This window comes from Streptomyces griseorubiginosus (genome assembly GCF_017614965.1).
GTDB classification, from domain to species: Bacteria; Actinomycetota; Actinomycetes; order Streptomycetales; family Streptomycetaceae; genus Streptomyces; species Streptomyces griseorubiginosus_B.
In genome coordinates this window covers 19,880-37,289 of sequence record NZ_WVUG01000053.1, presented here as the reverse complement: position 1 = coordinate 37,289, position 17,410 = coordinate 19,880, and the positions used below count along the sequence as shown (strand labels likewise).

General features: G+C 70.8%; 14 protein-coding genes. 6 read left to right on the top strand and 8 right to left on the bottom strand.

Features of this window, described 5'->3' with window-relative positions; translation table 11 throughout:
• From GRC12_RS13405 to GRC12_RS13385, 5 genes are all read right to left on the bottom strand, one after another.
• Positions 1-952, bottom strand: a 952-nt coding sequence (locus GRC12_RS13405; RefSeq protein WP_308286546.1) for an alkaline phosphatase family protein, incomplete at its 3' end; no start/stop codon positions are given.
• A 28-nt stretch (positions 953-980) separates the two neighbouring features.
• Positions 981-1,853 (bottom strand): carbohydrate ABC transporter permease, encoded by an 873-nt coding sequence (locus GRC12_RS13400; protein WP_208779456.1) that lies wholly within the window; start codon positions 1,851-1,853, stop codon positions 981-983.
• A complete protein-coding gene (locus GRC12_RS13395; protein ID WP_208779458.1) occupies positions 1,850-2,734 on the bottom strand; it encodes a carbohydrate ABC transporter permease in 885 nt (294 codons plus the stop codon). Before GRC12_RS13395 ends, GRC12_RS13400 begins: the two co-directional genes overlap by 4 nt.
• Positions 2,735-2,858: 124 nt before the next feature.
• Positions 2,859-4,136 (bottom strand): ABC transporter substrate-binding protein, encoded by a 1,278-nt coding sequence (locus tag GRC12_RS13390; RefSeq protein ID WP_208779455.1) that lies wholly within the window; start codon positions 4,134-4,136, stop codon positions 2,859-2,861.
• Positions 4,137-4,201: 65 nt separating this feature from the next.
• Entirely contained in the window at positions 4,202-5,218 is a 1,017-nt protein-coding gene (locus tag GRC12_RS13385) for a carbohydrate kinase family protein (protein ID WP_208779454.1), read from the bottom strand.
• A 128-nt stretch (positions 5,219-5,346) separates the two neighbouring features.
• Here GRC12_RS13385 and GRC12_RS13380 point away from each other — a divergent pair, with 128 nt between their 5' ends.
• The 4 genes from GRC12_RS13380 to GRC12_RS13365 all read left to right on the top strand — a co-directional run bounded on the left by GRC12_RS13380 (position 5,347) and on the right by GRC12_RS13365 (position 11,805).
• A complete protein-coding gene (locus GRC12_RS13380; RefSeq protein ID WP_133042155.1) occupies positions 5,347-6,111 on the top strand; it encodes a DeoR/GlpR family DNA-binding transcription regulator in 765 nt (254 codons plus the stop codon).
• Positions 6,108-7,445, top strand: coding sequence for a 6-phospho-beta-glucosidase (locus GRC12_RS13375; protein ID WP_208779453.1), 1,338 nt, complete (start codon positions 6,108-6,110; stop codon positions 7,443-7,445). Before GRC12_RS13380 ends, GRC12_RS13375 begins: the two co-directional genes overlap by 4 nt.
• A 61-nt stretch (positions 7,446-7,506) precedes the next feature.
• Positions 7,507-10,551, top strand: a complete 3,045-nt coding sequence (locus tag GRC12_RS13370) for an alpha-mannosidase (protein ID WP_208779452.1) — start codon at positions 7,507-7,509, stop codon at positions 10,549-10,551.
• A 3-nt stretch (positions 10,552-10,554) separates the two neighbouring features.
• Positions 10,555-11,805: an alpha-L-fucosidase gene (locus GRC12_RS13365; RefSeq protein ID WP_208779451.1), complete on the top strand. Its 1,251-nt coding sequence runs from the start codon at positions 10,555-10,557 to the stop codon at positions 11,803-11,805.
• A 7-nt stretch (positions 11,806-11,812) separates the two neighbouring features.
• Here GRC12_RS13365 and GRC12_RS13360 read toward each other — a convergent pair whose 3' ends face one another.
• The 3 genes from GRC12_RS13360 to GRC12_RS13350 form a co-directional block, all read right to left on the bottom strand.
• Entirely contained in the window at positions 11,813-12,502 is a 690-nt protein-coding gene (locus GRC12_RS13360; RefSeq protein ID WP_208779450.1) for a hypothetical protein, read from the bottom strand.
• Positions 12,503-12,615: 113 nt separating this feature from the next.
• On the bottom strand, positions 12,616-14,304 hold the full coding sequence (locus tag GRC12_RS13355; protein ID WP_208779449.1) for a carbohydrate binding domain-containing protein: 1,689 nt from the start codon (positions 14,302-14,304) through the stop codon (positions 12,616-12,618).
• Positions 14,305-14,449: 145 nt separating this feature from the next.
• The gene (locus tag GRC12_RS13350; protein WP_208779448.1) at positions 14,450-15,571 is read right to left on the bottom strand and encodes an ATP-grasp domain-containing protein; all 1,122 of its coding nucleotides are present in this window, start codon (positions 15,569-15,571) and stop codon (positions 14,450-14,452) included.
• A gap of 279 nt (positions 15,572-15,850) precedes the next feature.
• Here GRC12_RS13350 and GRC12_RS13345 point away from each other — a divergent pair, with 279 nt between their 5' ends.
• Together GRC12_RS13345 and GRC12_RS13340 are read left to right on the top strand one after the other, a co-directional pair.
• A complete protein-coding gene (locus tag GRC12_RS13345; RefSeq protein ID WP_208779447.1) occupies positions 15,851-16,711 on the top strand; it encodes a metallophosphoesterase family protein in 861 nt (286 codons plus the stop codon).
• Positions 16,708-17,397 carry a 4'-phosphopantetheinyl transferase family protein gene (locus tag GRC12_RS13340; RefSeq protein WP_208779446.1) on the top strand — a complete coding sequence of 230 codons (690 nt, stop codon included), beginning with the start codon at positions 16,708-16,710 and terminating at the stop codon, positions 17,395-17,397. The genes GRC12_RS13345 and GRC12_RS13340 overlap by 4 nt, the downstream gene beginning before the upstream one ends.
• Positions 17,398-17,410: the final 13 nt, after the last annotated feature.

The following is a 17,410-nucleotide window of genomic DNA, read 5'->3' as shown; positions in this document are numbered from 1 at the left end:
GTTCCGAAGTCGGGGGTGGGAGGGGGGAGTTCGAGGTGTGGCAGGAGTGGCCGTGGCCGTGCAGGACCCGGCCCTCAAGGCCCCAGGCGGGGTCGACGGGGACGCCGAGCCGGTCCAGGACGGTGGGGGCGATGTCGACGAGGCGGGGTGTGTCGAGCCGGGTGCCGCCGGGCATGCCGGGCTCGGCGAGGACGACGAACACCTCGCGCTCGGCACGGGTGTCGCCGCCGTGGCCGCCGGTGTCGAGGTGCCCGTGGTCCGTGGTGACCAGGACCGTCCAGCGCTCCCGGGCGCGGGCGGGGTCGGCTCGTCTGGTCTCGATGGCGGCCAGCAGCCACCCGAGGTGGATGTCCTGGGTGAGCAGGGCCTGTTCGTAGGCGAGGCTGTGCGGGCCCGTGGCATGGGCGGCCTCGTCGGTGGCGCCGAAGTACACGAACACGGCGTCGGGGTCGTCCTGGGTGAGCCAGCGCACCGCGGTGCGGGCGACGAGGCGGTCCGCGGTGGCGTAGCCGTCCGACTCGCCGTCGTAGCGGACCCGGCGGCCGATGGCCGGGCCCAGGGTGCCGCGCCGGATCAGCTCCGGCCAGGACACCACGGCGGCGGTGCGCAGCCGGCGCCGGGCCGTGACGGCCCGGGTCAGGAAGTCGGGGTAGCGGGCGTAGTCGGCGCCGGCGAAGTCGTTGCCGCGCACGCCGTGCCGGTCGGGCCACACCCCGGTCAGCACGCTCGACCAGCCGGGCCCGGAGTCGGTGTAGGCCATGCTGGTGGACGGCCCGTCAGGGGCCTGGCCGTCCACCTCGCCGTAGGGCAGCAGGCTGCTGCCATGGGCGCCCGTGGCCATCAGGGCGTGCAGCACGGGCGCAGCCTCCGGCGAACCGGCCAGCAGGTCGTAGCGCAGACCGTCCATGCCCACCACGAGCACCCGGCCGCGTCCGCCGATCGCGTACGTCACCGCCCACCCCCTTTCTCACGGCACCGGCTCAGGTGCCCTGGACGGCTCCCTCGGTGGCGCCCGCGATGAACCCGCGGGCGAAGACGGCGAACACCACGACCAGCGGCAGCGCGGCCATCAGCACTCCGGCCATGACCATGCTGTAGTCGGTGGTGTGGCCGACGTTGAGCTGGGCGAGCTCCACCTGCAGCGTCACGTGGGCGGGGTTGGTGAGCACGACCAGCGGCCAGACGTAGTCGTTCCAGGCACCCACGAAGGCGTAGATGGCCAGGAAGGACAGGGCGGGCCTGATCATCGGCAGCGCGATGTTCCAGTACTGGCGGAAGAACCCGGCGCCGTCGATGCGGGCGGCGTCGAGCAGTTCGTCGGGCACGCCGTTCTCGATGTACTGGCGCAGCCAGAAGATGCCGAAGGCGTTGGCGAGCGCGGGCGGGATCAGCGCCTTGAGCATGCCGACCCAGCCGATCTTGGACATCAGGATGAACTGGGGCAGGATCGCCAGCTGCAGCGGCAGCATCATGAACAGCAGCAGCAGGCCGAAGAGCACCTTGCGCCCGGGGAAGTCGAACTTGGCGAAGGTGAAGGCCGCCAGGGAGTCGACGAACAGCACCAGAACGGTGGTCGCGCAGGCGACGATGATCGTGTTGAACATCGACCCGAAGAAATCGATGGTGTGCAGCACGTGCCGGATGTTCTCCAGCAGGTGCGAGCCGAAGGTCAGCTTCGGCGGGCTCTTGTAGATGTCCTGGGTGGTGTTGGTCGCCATGACGATCGTCCACAGGAACGGGAAGATCGAGATGACGACGGAGAGCATGAGGACGATGTGGGCGGTCAGGCCCTTGGGGCGGCGCAGCCGCCTCGCGCGCGGGGCGCGGTGCGTGGTGTCGTCCACCGCGGTCATCCCTTCCTCCCTCGTGTGGTGATGCGCCAGTTGACGACGACGAGGACGACGATCAGCAGGAAGAAGGCCCACACGATGGCCGCGCCGTAGCCGTAGTCGTTGTTGAGGAAGGCCGACTGGTAGAAGTACAGCAGCGTGGTCAGACCCGCCTGGCCCGGGCCGCCGAGGTTGGCGTTGGCGGCGTTGCTGGCGAACAGGACCTGCGGTTCGCTGAAGCTCTGCAGGCCGTTGATGGTCGAGATGATGACCGTGAACAGGATGATCGGCCGCATGATCGGGACGGTGATCTGGAAGAAGGTGCGGACGGGGCCCGCGCCGTCCATCTTCGCGGCCTCGTAGATCGAGGTCGGGATCGCCTGGAGGCCGGCCAGGTAGATGATCATGTTGTAGCCGGTCCACATCCAGGTCATCAGCAGCGCGATGACGACCTTGATCAGCCACGGGTTGCTCAGCCACGGCACGGGCGAGATGCCGACCGTGCCCAGGATCGCGTTGACCAGGCCGAAGTTGTTGCTGAACACCGCGCCGAAGAAGATCGCCACCGCGACGATCGAGGTCACGTTCGGCACGTACAGCGCGATGCGGTAGAAGCCCTTGAAGCGGCGCACCGAGTGCAGCAGCGTCGCCAGCACCAGGGCGCCCAGCAGCGTCGGCACGGTGGACAGCACCCAGATCACCAGGGTGTTGCGGATCGAGAGCCAGAAGACCGGGTCGTCCCACAGGAACCGGAACTGCTGCAGGCCCACGAACTGCATGGTGCCCATGCCGTCCCAGCGCTGGAACGCCAGGTAGAGCGAGTAGAAGACGGGGAAGAAGGAGAACGCGGCGAAGATCAGGTAGAACGGCGAGATCGCCAGGTACTGCCGCCAGTACTTCAGCAGTCCGCGCCGCTTGGGCCGTGCGGTGCCCGCGGGCGTGGCGCGCCGCGGGCGGAACCGGGCCGGGCCCGGCCCGCCGCGGTGCTCCGGCACCGCGGCGGGACCGGTGACCGGAGGTGACGTCACCTCAGTTCACCCCCTGGCGCCGGGCGATCTGCTTGGCCTGGCTGACCGCGTCCTTCCAGGCGTCGTCGGGCTTCTTGCCCTTGGCCTCGATGTTGGTCAGCTCCGTCATGTACGGGGCCATGACGGCGGCGTCGGCGGGCGCCTCGTAGCTGTCCGGGATGGCCTTGGCGGCCGGGCCGAAGACCTCGATGATCTTCTGTCCGCCGAAGAAGGCGTCGGGGCCGGTCATGGCGGGCATCGCGTAGGCGGCCGGCGCGGCCGGGAAGATCGCGGCGTCGGTGAAGCCGCGGGCGTCGTTGGTGGGGCTCAGGATCCAGCTGATGATCTTGAACGCCTCTTCGGGGTTGCGGCACTGCTTGGGCAGGGCCAGATAGGAGCCGCCCTGGTTGGCCGGTCCGACCGGGTTGGCGCACACCCGCCACTTGCCCTTGGTCTGCGGGGCGGCCTGCTCGATGTCCAGCGCGTGCCAGGCCGCGCCGAGCTCGGTGAGCAGGTTCTTGCCGACGGCGGCGTTCCAGGTCTGGTCGTTGATCTTGGCGTCGATGCCCAGCGTGTAGGGGCGGATCGCCGTGGTCCACGCCGCGTGGATGTGGTCCTGGTCGCCGATGAAGTGGTTGTCCTTGTCGATGAACCGCTGGGTGCCCTGACCGACCGCGATGTTGAACACGGAGCTGATGTTGTTGACCAGGTAGGTGCCGGGGTTCTTCTTCTGCAGCTCGGTGCCGAGCTGGAAGTAGTCGTCCCAGGTCTTGACCAGCGCGGCGACCTTGGCGGGGTCGGTGTCCACGCCGGCCTTGGCGAAGAAGTCCTCGCGGTAGAAGAGCGCGGTGGGGCCTATGTCGATCGGGAAGCCGATCTGCTTGCCGTCCTTGGTCTGGGCGAGCTTGGTCTTCCAGCCCAGGTACTGGGAGGAGAGCTTCTTGAAGCCCAGGTCGTTCAGGTCCAGGAAGCGGCTCGCGTTGGGCAGGAAGGACGCGATGTCCTCGCCCTTGATGCCGGTGATGTCCGGCACGGAGGTGCCCGCGGCGAGGGTGGTGGTGAGCTTCTGCTTGAAGTCGCCGCCGATGGACGCGGTGGTCAGCGTGACCGCCGAGGCGAAGTGGGTCTTCGCCTCCGCGACCACCTTGTCGCTGAGCGCGCCGCCCCAGTACCACAAGGTGAGGTTCTTGCCGTTCTTGGTGCCGCCCGAACCGGAGCTGCCGCCGCAGGCGACGGTCAGTCCGGACGCGGCCGCGGTCAGCGCGGCGGCCTGGAGGAAGCCTCTACGTGAAAGGTCCACGGGTCACTCCTGTTGTTCCTGTTCGTGGTGCTGAGGGGCGTTGGACTGTGGGGGCGTTGTGAGGGTCAGTGCTGCCGGGGCGGGGTGACCGGGGCGTGGCGCACCGGCGGCCCGACGTCCGCCGGCAGACGGTCCGCGAGGAAGCCGTACGTCTTGCGCAGGCCGGGGTCGGTCAGCGAGCGCCACCAGCGGTCGACGCCGTACCAGCCTGGGGCGGCGAGGGCGCCGCCGTGGTGCTGGACGGACAGTCCGGCCGCGAGGACGGCGAAGCGCAGCCGTTCCTCCAGCGGCCAGCCGCCGAGGGAGGCGGCGACGAAGCTCGCGCCGAAGACGTCTCCGGCGCCCGTCGCGTCCAGGACGTCGACGTCGAGGGCCGGCACCTCGGCGTACTCGCCGGTGGTCTGGTCGACGGCCACCGCGCCGTCCCCGCCGCGGGTGACGACCGCGACCGGCACCAGCTCGGAGAGCGTGCCGAGGGCCGCGACCGCGCTGTCGGTGCGGGTGTAGGCCATCGCCTCGGCCTCGTTCGGGACGAAGGCGTGGCACAGCGCCAGCTGGTCCAGAAGGTCCTTCGACCACTCCTGGGTGGGGTCCCACCCGACGTCGGCGAAGATCTGCGTGCCGTTCGCGGCGGCCTTGGCGAGCCATTCGCGGGGCTCGGCCTCGAGATGCACGAGGGCGGTGCGCGCCTCGGGCGGGTCGCCCATCAGCACGTCCTGCGAGTACGGAGGCTCCTGGCCGTGGGTGACCAGGGCCCGGTCGTGACCGGCGGCCAGCGAGACGGTGACCGGGGTGGGCCAGCCGTCCGCGGTGCGGGAGAGCGAGAGGTCGATGTCCTCCTGGTCGCACAGCACGTCCCGGCAGTGCTCGCCGTAGAAGTCGTCGCCGAAGACCGCGGCGAGCGAGGTGCGCAGACCGAAGCGGGACGCGGCCACCGCGAGGTTCGCGATGCCGCCGGGGCCGCAGCCCATGCCGGCCGTCCAGATCTCCTCACCCGGGGTCGGCGGCTTCCCGAGCCCGGTGAGGACGAGGTCGTAGAAGAGCAGCCCGGTCAGGAGCACGTCGGGCCTGTCGTCGTCCACGCGAAGTGCCTCTCGTCAAAACTCGTCAATTTCGATGACGGGAATCGTGCGCTGATCCGCGAGATTGGTCAATACCCGAGCAGAACTGAGCATGGATTTGATTGAAGATGACGAGTAGTGTGCACGCCGTGCTGGCAGAACGACGACACCAACTCATCCTGCGGGCCCTGCGCTCCGGTGGCCCCGCGTCCGTGACCGATCTCTCCGAGCAGCTGGGTGTGAGCCCCGCCACGATCAGGCGCGACCTGGTCAAGCTCGAGGAGGACGGCATGCTCACGCGTGTGCACGGCGGCGCCGTCGTGGAGGAGGGCGACCAGCCCTTCGCCGAGGTCGCCGAGGTGCGCGTGGCCGAGAAGGACGCCATAGCCGAGCGCGCCGCCGCCATGGTCGCCGACGGCCAGTCGGTGCTGCTGGACATCGGCACCACCGCCTTCCGGCTCGCCCGCCAGCTGCACGGCCGCCGCCTCACGGTGATCACCAGCAACCTGGTGGTCTACGAGGAGCTCGCCGACGACGAGGGCATCGAGCTGGTGCTGCTCGGTGGCATGCTCCGCCGCGAGTACCGCTCCCTGGTCGGTTTCCTCACCGAGGACAACCTGCGCCAGCTCCACGCCGACTGGCTCTTCCTCGGCACCAGTGGAGTGCGTCCGGGTGGGCAGGTGATGGATACGACGGTCGTCGAGGTGCCGGTGAAGCGGGCCATGATCAAGGCCAGCGACAAGGTCGTCCTGCTCGCCGACGCCGCCAAGTTCCCGGGTACGGGCATGGCGAAGGTCTGTGGTCCCGAGGACCTGGACGTGGTGGTCACGAACGCCCCGGCCGACCCGGCGACCCGCGCCTCCCTGGAGGAGGCGGGCGTCGAGGTGGTCGAGGCAGGAAAGGTGCAAGAGTGAAGCTGACGATTCTGGGCGGCGGCGGGTTCCGCGTGCCGCTCGTGTACGGCGCCCTCCTGGGCGACCGCGGCGAGGGCAGGGTCACCGAGGTCGTGCTGCACGACCTGGACGCCGGCCGGCTGTCCGCCGTGACCCGGGTCCTCGCCGAGCAGGCCGCCCGCGTCGAGGACGCCCCCGCGGTGACCGCCACGACCGACCTCGACGACGCCCTGCGCGGCGCCGACTTCGTGTTCTCGGCGATCCGGGTCGGCGGCCTGGAGGGGCGGGCGGACGACGAGCGCGTCGCCCTCGCGGAAGGCGTCCTCGGCCAGGAGACGGTCGGCGCGGGCGGCATCGCCTACGGCCTCAGGACGGTCCCGGTCGCCGTGGACATCGCCCGTCGGGTGGCCCGGCTCGCCCCGGACGCCTGGGTCATCAACTTCACCAACCCGGCCGGTCTGGTCACCGAGGCCATGTCCCGCCACCTCGGCGACCACGTCATCGGCATCTGCGACTCGCCGGTCGGCCTCGGCCGCCGTATCGCCCGGGTGCTGGGCGCCGACCCGGGGGAGGCGTGGATCGACTACGTCGGCCTCAACCACCTCGGCTGGGTGCGCGGCCTGCACATCGCGGGCCGCGACGAGCTGCCCCGGCTGCTCGCCGACCCCGACCTGCTCGGCTCCTTCGAGGAGGGCAAGCTCTTCGGCACCGACTGGCTGCAGTCCCTCGGCGCGATCCCGAACGAGTACCTGCACTACTACTACTTCAACCGCGAGGCCGTCCGCGCCTACCAGCAGGCCGAGAAGACCCGCGGAGCCTTCCTGCGCGACCAGCAGGCCCACTTCTACGAGGAGATGCGCGACCCCGGAGCCCAGGCCCTCGCCGCCTGGGACCGCACCCGGGCCGAGCGCGAGGCGACGTACATGGCCGAGAACCGGGAGACCGCGGGCGCCGGCGAGCGCGAGCCCGACGACCTCTCCGGCGGCTACGAGAAGGTCGCCCTCGCCCTGATGCGGGCCATCGCCCGCGACGAGCGCACCACCCTGATCCTCAACGTCCGCAACCGCACCACGCTCTCCGTCCTCGACACCGACGCCGTCATCGAGGTGCCCTGCCTGGTCGACGCCAACGGCGCGCACCCGGTCTCCGTGGCCCCGCTGCCCGACCACGCCACCGGGCTGGTCTGCGCGGTCAAGGCCGTCGAGCGGGAGGTGCTCGCCGCCGCCGAGTCCGGCTCCCGGACGACGGCCGTCAAGGCCTTCGCCCTCCATCCCCTGGTCGACTCCGTCAACGTGGCGCGACGATTGGTCGAGGGCTACACGGCCGTTCACCCCGGCCTGGCCTACCTCAAGTAAGCTCCCGCGCGGAAAGCGCTTTCTCCTCGCTTTCTCCCCGCCTTCCCCCTGGAGACCTTCCATGCACGACGAACGCCGCCGGATCGAAGAGCGCGCCGAGCGCCTCCACACCCAGCGCATCCAGCCCGCGGTCTACGCGGCCACCGTCCCCTTCGAGGTGGAGGCCTGGCAGGCCCCCGGAGAGCCGGTCTCCTTCGAGGAGGCCGCGGCCGCGCCGTACGCCCCCTTCGCCATGGACACTCCCTGGGGTCCGCCGTGGGGCACCACCTGGTTCCGGATGCGCGGGCAGGTGCCCGCCGAGTTCGCGGGGCGGCGCGTCGAGGCCGTCATCGACCTCGGCTTCGTCGGCGACTGGCCCGGCAACCAGGCCGAGGCCCTGGTCCACCTCACCGACGGCACCCCGCTGAAGGCGGTCAACCCGCTCAACCAGTACGTGCCGATCGCCAACCCGGCCTCGGGCGGCGAGGAGATCCACTACCTGGTCGAGGCCGCCTCCAACCCGGACATCCTCGCGGGCAACTTCGCCGAGCCCACCCCGCTGGGCGACGTCCTCACCGCCGGCGACAAGCCCCTCTACACCTTCAAGCGGGCCGACATCGCCGTCCTCGACGAGGAGGTCTGGCACCTCGACCTGGACCTGCAGGTGCTGCGCGAGCTGATGGCGGAGCTCGGCGAGCACGACCCGCGCCGGCACGAGATCCTGCACGCCCTGGACCGCGCGCTGGACCTGCTGGACCTGGACGACGTCTCCGGCTCGGCCACCGCCGTGCGCGAGGCGCTGCAGCCGGTGCTGGCCAAGCCCGCCAACGCCAGCGCCCACATCGTCTCCGGCGTCGGCCACGCGCACATCGACTCCGCGTGGCTGTGGCCCATCCGCGAGACCAAGCGCAAGACCTCCCGCACCTTCTCCAACGTCACCTCGCTGGCCGACGAGTACGAGGAGTTCGTCTTCGCCTGCTCCCAGGCCCAGCAGTACGAGTGGGTGCGCGACAACTACCCGAAGGTCTGGGCCCGCATCCAGGAGTCCGTGAAGAAGGGCCAGTGGGCGCCGGTCGGCGGCATGTGGGTCGAGTCCGACGGCAACCTGCCCGGCGGCGAGGCCATCGCCCGCCAGCTGATCCACGGCAAGCGGTTCTTCATCGAGCACTTCGGCGTCGAGACCAAGGGCGTCTGGCTGCCCGACTCCTTCGGCTACAACGCGGCCTACCCGCAGCTCGCCAAGCTCGCCGGCAACGAGTGGTTCCTCACCCAGAAGATCTCCTGGAACCAGACCAACACCTTCCCCCACCACACCTTCTGGTGGGAGGGCATCGACGGCACCCGCATCTTCACCCACTTCCCGCCCGTCGACACCTACAACGCCCGCTTCAGCGGCGAGGAGATGTCCCGCGCGGTCCGCAACTACGCCGAGAAGGGCAACGCCACCCGTTCCCTCGCCCCCTTCGGCTGGGGCGACGGCGGTGGCGGCCCCACCCGCGAGATCATGGAACGCGCGCGCAGGCTGGCCGACCTGGAGGGCTCACCCAAGGTCGTCGTCGAGCACCCGGACGAGTTCTTCGCCAAGGCCCGCGAGGAGTACCCGGACGCCCCCGTGTGGGTCGGTGAGCTCTACCTGGAGCTGCACCGCGCCACCTACACCTCCCAGGCCCGCACCAAGCAGGGCAACCGCCGCTCCGAACACCGCCTGCGCGAGGCCGAGTTGTGGGCGACGACAGCCGCGCTGCACGCGCCGGGCTACGCCTACCCGTACGAGAAGCTGGACCGGCTGTGGAAGACGGTGCTGCTGCACCAGTTCCACGACATCCTGCCGGGTTCCTCGATCGCCTGGGTGCACCGCGAGGCGGAGGCCGAATACGCGCGCGTGGCCGAGGAGTTGGAGGCGCTGACCGCCGAGGCGGTGGCCGCGCTGGGCGCGGGCGGCACCCGGGTGTTCAACACCAGCCCCTTCGACCGCGCCGAGGTCATCCGCACGGCGACGGGCTTCCCGACCTTCGTCGAGGTACCGGCGAACGGCAGCGCGCCGGTCGCGGCGGCCGAACCCCCGGCTCCCGTCACGGTGAACGGCCGCGTGCTCGACAACGGCCTGGTGCGCGTCGAGGTCGCCGAGGACGGCACCCTCGCCTCCGTCCGCGACCTGCGCGCCGGGGGCCGCGAGGTCCTCGCCGAGGCGGGCAACCTGCTCCGCCTGCACACCGACCTGCCCAACTACTGGGACGCCTGGGACGTCGACAAGCACTACAAGAACCGCTACACGGACCTGCTCGACGCCGACTCGGTGGAGATCGTCGACGAGGACCCGCTGCTCGGCTCGATCCGCGTCACGCGGTCCTTCGGCAAGGGCTCGACGATCGTCCAGACGATCACGCTGCGCGCCGGCAGCCCCCGTATCGACTTCGAGACGGACATCGACTGGCACGAGGCGGAGAAGTTCCTGAAGGCCGGCTTCCCCGTCGACATCCGCGCCCCGCACTCCTCCGCGGAGATCCAGTTCGGCCACATCCAGCGGCCCACGCACACCAACACCAGCTGGGAGGCGGCCCGTTTCGAGGTCTCCGGCCACCGCTGGGTGCACGTCGGCGAACCCGGCTACGGCGTCGCGGTCATCAACGACTCCACCTACGGCCACGACGTCTCCCGCACGGTCCGCGAGGACGGCGGTACGACCACCACGGTCCGCCTCAGCCTGGTCCGCGCCCCGCGCATCCCGGACCCGGGCGCCGACCAGGGCCGCCACCGCCTCACCTACTCCCTGCTGCCCGGCGCGAGCATCGACGACGCGGTGGCCGAGGGCTACGCCCTCAACCTCCCGCTGCGCGTGGCCGATTCGGCGGGCGAGCCGGAGCCGGTGGTGTCCGTTGCCGGCGAGGGCGTCACCGTCGAGGCGGTCAAGCTGGCCGACGACGAGTCCGGTGACGTGGTGGTACGGCTCTACGAGTCCCGCGGCGGCCGCGCGAGCGGCGTCCTGCGCACCGGCTTCCCGCTGACCGGCGCCCAGGTGACCGACCTGCTGGAGCGGCCCCTGGAGGACGCGGAGGTCGTGGACGGTGGCGTCCCGGTCTCCCTGCGCCCCTTCCAGATCCTGACGCTCAGGCTGCGCAGGGGCTGAGCGATGGCCATGCAACCGTGGTTCACCGACGCCAAGCTGGGGATCTTCGTGCACTGGGGCATCTATGCCGTCGACGGCGTCCAGGAGTCCTGGTCGTTCTACGACGACATCGTGCCGCACGAGCAGTACATGTCCCAGCTCCAGCGGTTCACCGGCGCGAACTACGACCCGAGGGCGTGGGCGGACCTGTTCGCCCGCGCCGGGGCCAGGTACGCGGTCCTGACGAGCCGTCACCACGACGGTGTGGCCCTGTGGGACACCGCGTACGGGGACCTCAACCTCGGCAAGGACTACATCGGCCCCTACGCCGACGCCCTGCGCGAGAAGGGCCTGAAGGTCGGCCTGTACTACTCCCACTCCGACTGGAACCACCCCGACTACGCCTCCACGCGCAAGCCGGGCCGCCCGCCGGAGCTGGAGGACAACCGCTACTCCGAAGTGGCGGCCGAGGACGAGGACCTGGCGGCGTGGGAGAGGTTCATCGCCTACCGCGACGGCCAGATCACCGAGCTGGCCTCCCGCTACCGGCCCGACCTGATGTGGTTCGACGGCGAGTGGGACCGCAGCGAGGAGCAGTGGCGCATCCCCGAACTGGCCGCGCTCATCAGGTCGTACGTCCCGCACGTCGTCTTCAACGCCCGCATGCTCAGCGAGGGCGACTACGCGACGCCGGAACAGGGCGCCCCGATCGTGCCGCCGGACGGCCCCTGGGAGCTGTGCCTGACGATCAACGACTCGTGGGGGTACCAGCACCAGGACCACAACCACAAGTCGCTCGCCCAGCTGATCCGCTACTTCACCGAGACCATCGGCGGGGGCGGCAACCTGCTGCTCGACGTCGGCCCGATGGAGGACGGCACCATCCCGCAGCCGCAGGTCGAGCGGCTGGAGGGCCTGGGGGAGTGGATCCGCCGGCACGCGGAGGCGGTGTACGGGACGGTGCGCGGGCTGCCCGCCGGGCACCACTACGGTCCGAGCACCCTCTCCGCCGACCGCCGCACCCTCTATCTCACCCTGTTCGACATCCCGCGGGCGGAGATCGGCGTCCGGGGCCTGGCGACGGGGGTCCGCCGGGTGACCGTCCTGGGCACCGGCACCGAACTCGGCCACCGGGTCGTGGGCGGACTGCACGAGGCGGTCGGCGTGCTGTGGATCGACCCGCCGGGACAGGCGGACCTCGACCCTTACGCCACGGTGCTGGCCGTGGAGCTGGAGGGGGAGCTGGAGCTGTACCGGGGGTCGGGCCGCTTCTGACGACCGCTCACAGATAGCCGTCCCGGCTCTCGTCACGCTGCTTCCGGGCTTCCCGCCGTCCTCGCACGAGTTCGGCCAGGGGAGACCGGAGCGCGTAAATTCCCGCCAGGGCACCGGCGATGCCCGCCGCCGTGAACAGCCAGTCCCGCATCGAGGCGAAGCGGTGCGACCAGGTGTCGCGCACCGTCAGACGCACGTCGATCGGCGGGTTGAGCGTCTCCAGGGCGCGGTCCGTGTCGCTCTGGTACGTGATGACGGTGAGGCCGAGTTCGTAGTCGCCCGGCTCGTCGGCGGACACGCTCCACTGCCACACCGCGGACTCTCCCGGCCCGGCGATGGGCTGCCTCGCCTCGGACAGCAGGACCGCCCGCACCTCCTGGCTGTCCGCCGTCAGCCGGGCGCCCTGCATCCCGCCCACCCGGAAGACGCGTGTCTGAACGGCGGTCCGCACGGCGCGCCGCGACTTCTCGCCGCGTGCGGTGAGGACGACGTCGTACCGCAGGCTGCCACCGACGGGCACCGAGACGGAGGGGGCGTAGGAGAGGGAGCCGTCGAGGAGGTGTTTGCGGTCGTTGACGATCGAGGCCCGTAAGTCGGCCTGGCTCAGGTCCGGCCCCAGGTCCTTCTCGTCGCCGGGCGCCCCGCAGGCGGCCAGAAGCAGCAGCAGACACCCACAGGCAGCGATGCTTCTTCTCACCCCTGAGCAGCCCCCGAATCCGCCGTCACCCCGGACCACGGGAAAACCCCCGCGGCGGGGAAGGATTCTTCCCGCCACGGGGGCCCGGGCGCCAGCCCTGCTTCCAGCCGTCGTCAGCCGGTGAAACCGGCCGTGATCGAGGTGAACTGCCAGGTGTTCTGGCTGATTCCGGAGCAGTTGCTCACCACGCCGCCGCCCGGGCACGGCCGGTCGCGGTTGACCGCCCAGAACGCGAGCCGGGCGATGTGGTGGGAGTTGGCCCAGTCCTTGATCTGGGTCCAGATCGCCGGAGTGGTGTTCTCCTGCTGGTCGGACAGCCCGTTCATGCCGGAGATGCCGATGTGCGCGTAGGCGGTGGCGTCGTCCCAGCCGAAGGTCGACTTCAGCTTGGCCTTCAGCCCCTCGGCCGCGTTCACCGTGTTGCCGTACATGTCCGAGCCGCCGCCGAAGTCGAACGGCATGATCGTGAAGACGTCGATGTTGGCGCCGAGCGACTGGGCCTGCTCGATGAGCCGGTTGCCGTAGTACGTCGGCCCGGTGGTGGACGTGCCGAAGGTGACGATCGTCCTGAGGCCGGGGTTGTTGGCCTTGACGGTCTTCAGCGCGGTCAGGATCCTCGCCTGCACGGCCTCGTTCTCGAACTCGTCGGTGTTCTCGATGTCCATGTCGACGGCCTTGAGGCCGTAGGCGTCGATCACCTTCTGGATGGCACCGGCGAGGGCGCTCGCGGAGGAGCAGTTGGCGCCGAGCTTGCTGCCCTGCCAGCCGCCGAACGAGGGCACGATGTCACCGCCCGCGGACCGGACGGCGTTGATCGCGCTCTGGTCGGCGCCCCCGGTCAGCGGTCGGCTGCCGTCCCAGGCCGGGGTGCAGCCGCCGGAGTCCAGCACGAAGGCCATCGTGAACCACTTGATGCCGGTCGCGCTCATCACCGTGCTCGGGCTCGGCGGATCCCCCCAGCCCTCGTACAGATAGGGCGCGGCCTGTTTGAACCCGCCTCCGCCGCCGGTCCCGGCGTCCGTCGTGACACTCACGGAGTTGGAGGCCCCCGAGACGTTCCCGGCCGCGTCCCGCGCCTTCACGGTGAAGGTGTAGGAGGTGCTGGGCGAGAGCCCGCTGACGGTCGCGGAGGTACCGGAGACGCTGAGCACGTTGTTCGAGCCGCTGTAGACGTCGTACGCCGTGACGCCCACGTTGTCACTCGAGGCGTTCCACTTCAGCGACACGCTCGAGGAGGTCTTGCCGGTGGAGGTCAGGCCCGTCGGCGCGGAGGGCGCCTGGGTGTCCGAGCCGCCGCCACCGCCGCCGGGTCCGTCGAGGCTGATGTCGTCGGCGTAGTAGGTCCCTTGCGCGTACCAGCCGTGGACGTAGATCGTCGCGCTGGTCTGCGAGGCGCCGGTCGTGAAGGACACGGACAGCTGGCTGTACGCCGAGGGCGAGGTGGTCCACGTCGAGGCCCCGCCGTTCACGCCGAGGTAGACGTAGGAGCCGCGAACCCAACCGCTGAGACTGTACGTCGTGTTGGGCTGGACCGAGACGGTCTGGCTGCACTGCGCGTTGTCGCTCGCCGACACCGCGCCCTGCAGGGCCTTGGACCCGCCGTGCACGGGGGAGGAGACGACCGAGCCGAGGTTGCCGGTGCAGGTCCAGGGGGAGAGACCGCCCGACTCGAAGCCGGGGTTGGCCAGGATGTTGGCCGCTTGGGCCGTGCCGGGAAGGGCGATGGCTCCGGCGAGCGCGAGAGCCGCGGAACCGACCAGTGCGAGGAGCCGACGCCGGGAACGTCTGAGTGTGTTGCGCACGCGATCTCCCTGAAGGAATGGGGGTGTTCGGGAGTGCAGAGAGCGGTACAGAGAGAACTGCAGGGGGTGCGCAACAAAGTTGGTATGGACCAATCCTCTTGTCAAGGCGAACGACAGAATTGGTCCATACCTGTGGGTGGGGCTTTCAGCTCAGGACGGAAGCCGCGGCCTCAACCGGCTCGACGGGCGCGGGCAACGCCGGCAGCAGGGTCTCCGTCTCCTCCATCCGCTGCTGGGGAATCGACACCGGCCGCAGCGGCCGCGGCCCGGAGACCACCGTGTAGTCCTGACCGAGGAACGGCGGCGCCATCTCCCCGGGATCCTCACCGAGCGCCAACTGCACAGCCGCCCAAGGGGCGTTGACCCCGCACAGCGACAGCTGGTGCAGGCCGCCGGCCGGCCGAGTGTTGACGTCCATGAGGACCGGACGGTCGCCGAACAGCCGGAACTGGATGTTGGACAGATAGTGCAGCCCGAACCCCTCGGCGATCCGCCGCGCCGGCTCCAGCCACTGCTCGTGCAAGGTGAACCCGCGCCGACGGCCGTTCTTCGTCCGCCCCACGGCCAGCCGCACCCGGTTGTCGGGCCCGGTGAGGCAGTCCACCGAGACCTCCGGCTGCTCCAGCCGCGGCATCACGATCCAGTCGACCGGCTCCTCGGCCTGCTCGAGTGCTCCCACCACCAGATCGAGCGGCACATAGGGGCTGGGGAACCCGTTGAGGTGCGCCATCGAGAAGGGCGCCCGGGTGACGACCCGGAAGCCCACCCCGCCCGCGCCGGACGCGGGCTTGAAGCACGCCTTGTGCCCGGCGGCCTCCAACTCCTCGACAGCGGCGAGGAGTTCGTCCGCCGTGCGCACCCGCCACCAGGACGGCACCGGCACCCCGATCGCCTGCACGGCCTCGTAGGCGGTCACCTTGTCCTCGAACACGGCGACGGCCTCGGGCGGCGGCGCGAGCAGGGCCGTACCCACGGCCTCGAAGTCGGCGCGGTGCGCCACGATCGCGGACTGGTGCAGACGCGGCACGAAGACGTCGATGTTCCGCCTGGCGCACTGGTCGAGGGCGAACTCCACGTACGCGGCCGGGGACAGCCCCTCCGGCTCCAGGTCGGCCGTGTCGGCGGCGGCCAGCACCGGCGAGTCGGCGTCACCGTGGGTCGCGTGGATCTCGACCGCCCGGTCACTGGGATTTCGCCGCAGCTGATCCATGAAGAACACGTTCTCCGCGTACGTGCGGTTGAGCCAGACGCGTACGCGAGAGACCATGCAGGGCCGTCCTTTCACGGTTCGCGGGCACGGCTGAGCAGCCCGTGCCCGGGCAGGGGAGTTGGAGGGTCACCAAACGCCCCTGTGAAGGGAGTCCGTGGCGTTGGTGTTGGGGCGATCATACGGCTTTCCCGGGGCCCCGCGTGCAACGTACGTGTTACGGATTCGGCGGACCTGTGGACGGACCGGTGCCGCCTTGTCCACGCGCCGTGAATGTGCTCTGGTGGGACTCCCGGGCGTGGGGTGTCCCGGGCGTGCGATGTGCGGAGGGGGCGAGCGGTGACGTCGAGGGCCGGTGGTGCCGGACGGCTGCTGGCCATCAGCGATCTGCACATCGGATACGCCGAGAACCGCGCCCTGGTCGAGGCCATGCGCCCGGAGAGGGACGAGGACTGGCTGCTGGTCGCCGGTGACGTCGCGGAGACCGTCTCCGACATCCGCTGGGCCCTGAAGACCCCCGCCGGCCGCTTCGCCAAGGTCGTCTGGGCGCCCGGCAACCACGAGCTGTGGACCCACCCCCGCGACCCGGTCACCCTGCGCGGTGTCGCCCGCTACGAGCACCTCGTCGAGATGTGCCGCGACATCGGCGTCACCACGCCGGAGGACCCCTACCCCGTCTGGGAGGGCCCGGACGGGCCCGTGGCCGTCGCCCCGCTCTTCCTCCTGTACGACTACAGCTTCCTGCCGGCCGGCTGCGCCACCAAGGAGGAGGGCCTGCGGTACGCGCACGGCACCGGCATCGTCTGCAACGACGAGTACCTCCTGCACCCCGACCCCCACCCGACCCGTGAGGACTGGTGCCGGGCCAGGGTCGCCGAGACCGGGCGCAGGCTCGCCGAACTCCCCGCCGACCTGCCCACGGTCCTGGTCAACCACTACCCGCTGGACCGGCACCCCTGTGACGTGCTGTGGTACCCCGAGTTCGCCATGTGGTGCGGCACGGAGCTGACCGCCGACTGGCATCGCCGCTTCCGCGTCGAGACCATGGTCTACGGTCATCTCCACATCCCGCGGACCACCTGGCACGAGGGGGTCCGCTTCGAGGAGGTGTCCGTCGGCTACCCCCGCGAGTGGCGGGGGCGGCCGCACCCGCCGGGCGGACCGCGCCGCGTACTGCCGAGGGAGGTCGGGGCCGGGTGATCGAGGAGCTGCTGCCGCACGAGGCCGTGGTCGTGGAGGTGCACGGCGACGACGGCACCGAGCCCGCCCCGCTGTACCCCGAGGAGGCGGCCGTCGTCGCGCAGGCCGTGCCCAAGCGCCGGCGCGAGTTCGCCCTGGTGCGCGCCTGCGCGCGGCGCGCCATGGAGAAGCTCGGTGTGCCCCCGCAGCCCGTGCTGCCCGGCGAACGCGGCGCGCCGCTCTGGCCCGCCGGCCTGGTGGGCAGCATGACCCACTGCGAGGGCTACAGCGCGGCGGCCCTGGTCCGCGCCGCCGACCTGGCCTCCCTCGGCATCGACGCCGAACCCCACGGGCCCCTGCCGGACGGTGTCCTGGACGCCGTGTCGCTGCCCGGCGAGGCGGACCGGCTGCGCCGGCTGGCCGAGGAGCATCCGGAAGTCCACTGGGACCGGCTGCTGTTCAGCGCCAAGGAGTCCGTCTACAAGGCGTGGTTCCCCCTCACCGGGCGGTGGCTGGAGTTCACCGAGGCCGACCTCGAGGTCTCCGTGGACGCGGGCGACGGGCCGCCGCAGGGCGGTTTCCGCGCCGAACTCCTCGTCGCCGGGCCCCTGGTGGGCGGCCGACGGATCAACCGCTTCCAGGGCCGCTGGAGCGTCCGGCGGGGGCTGGTGGCGACGACGGTCACGGTCCCGCACACCGACGACTGACACGGAGCGAGCC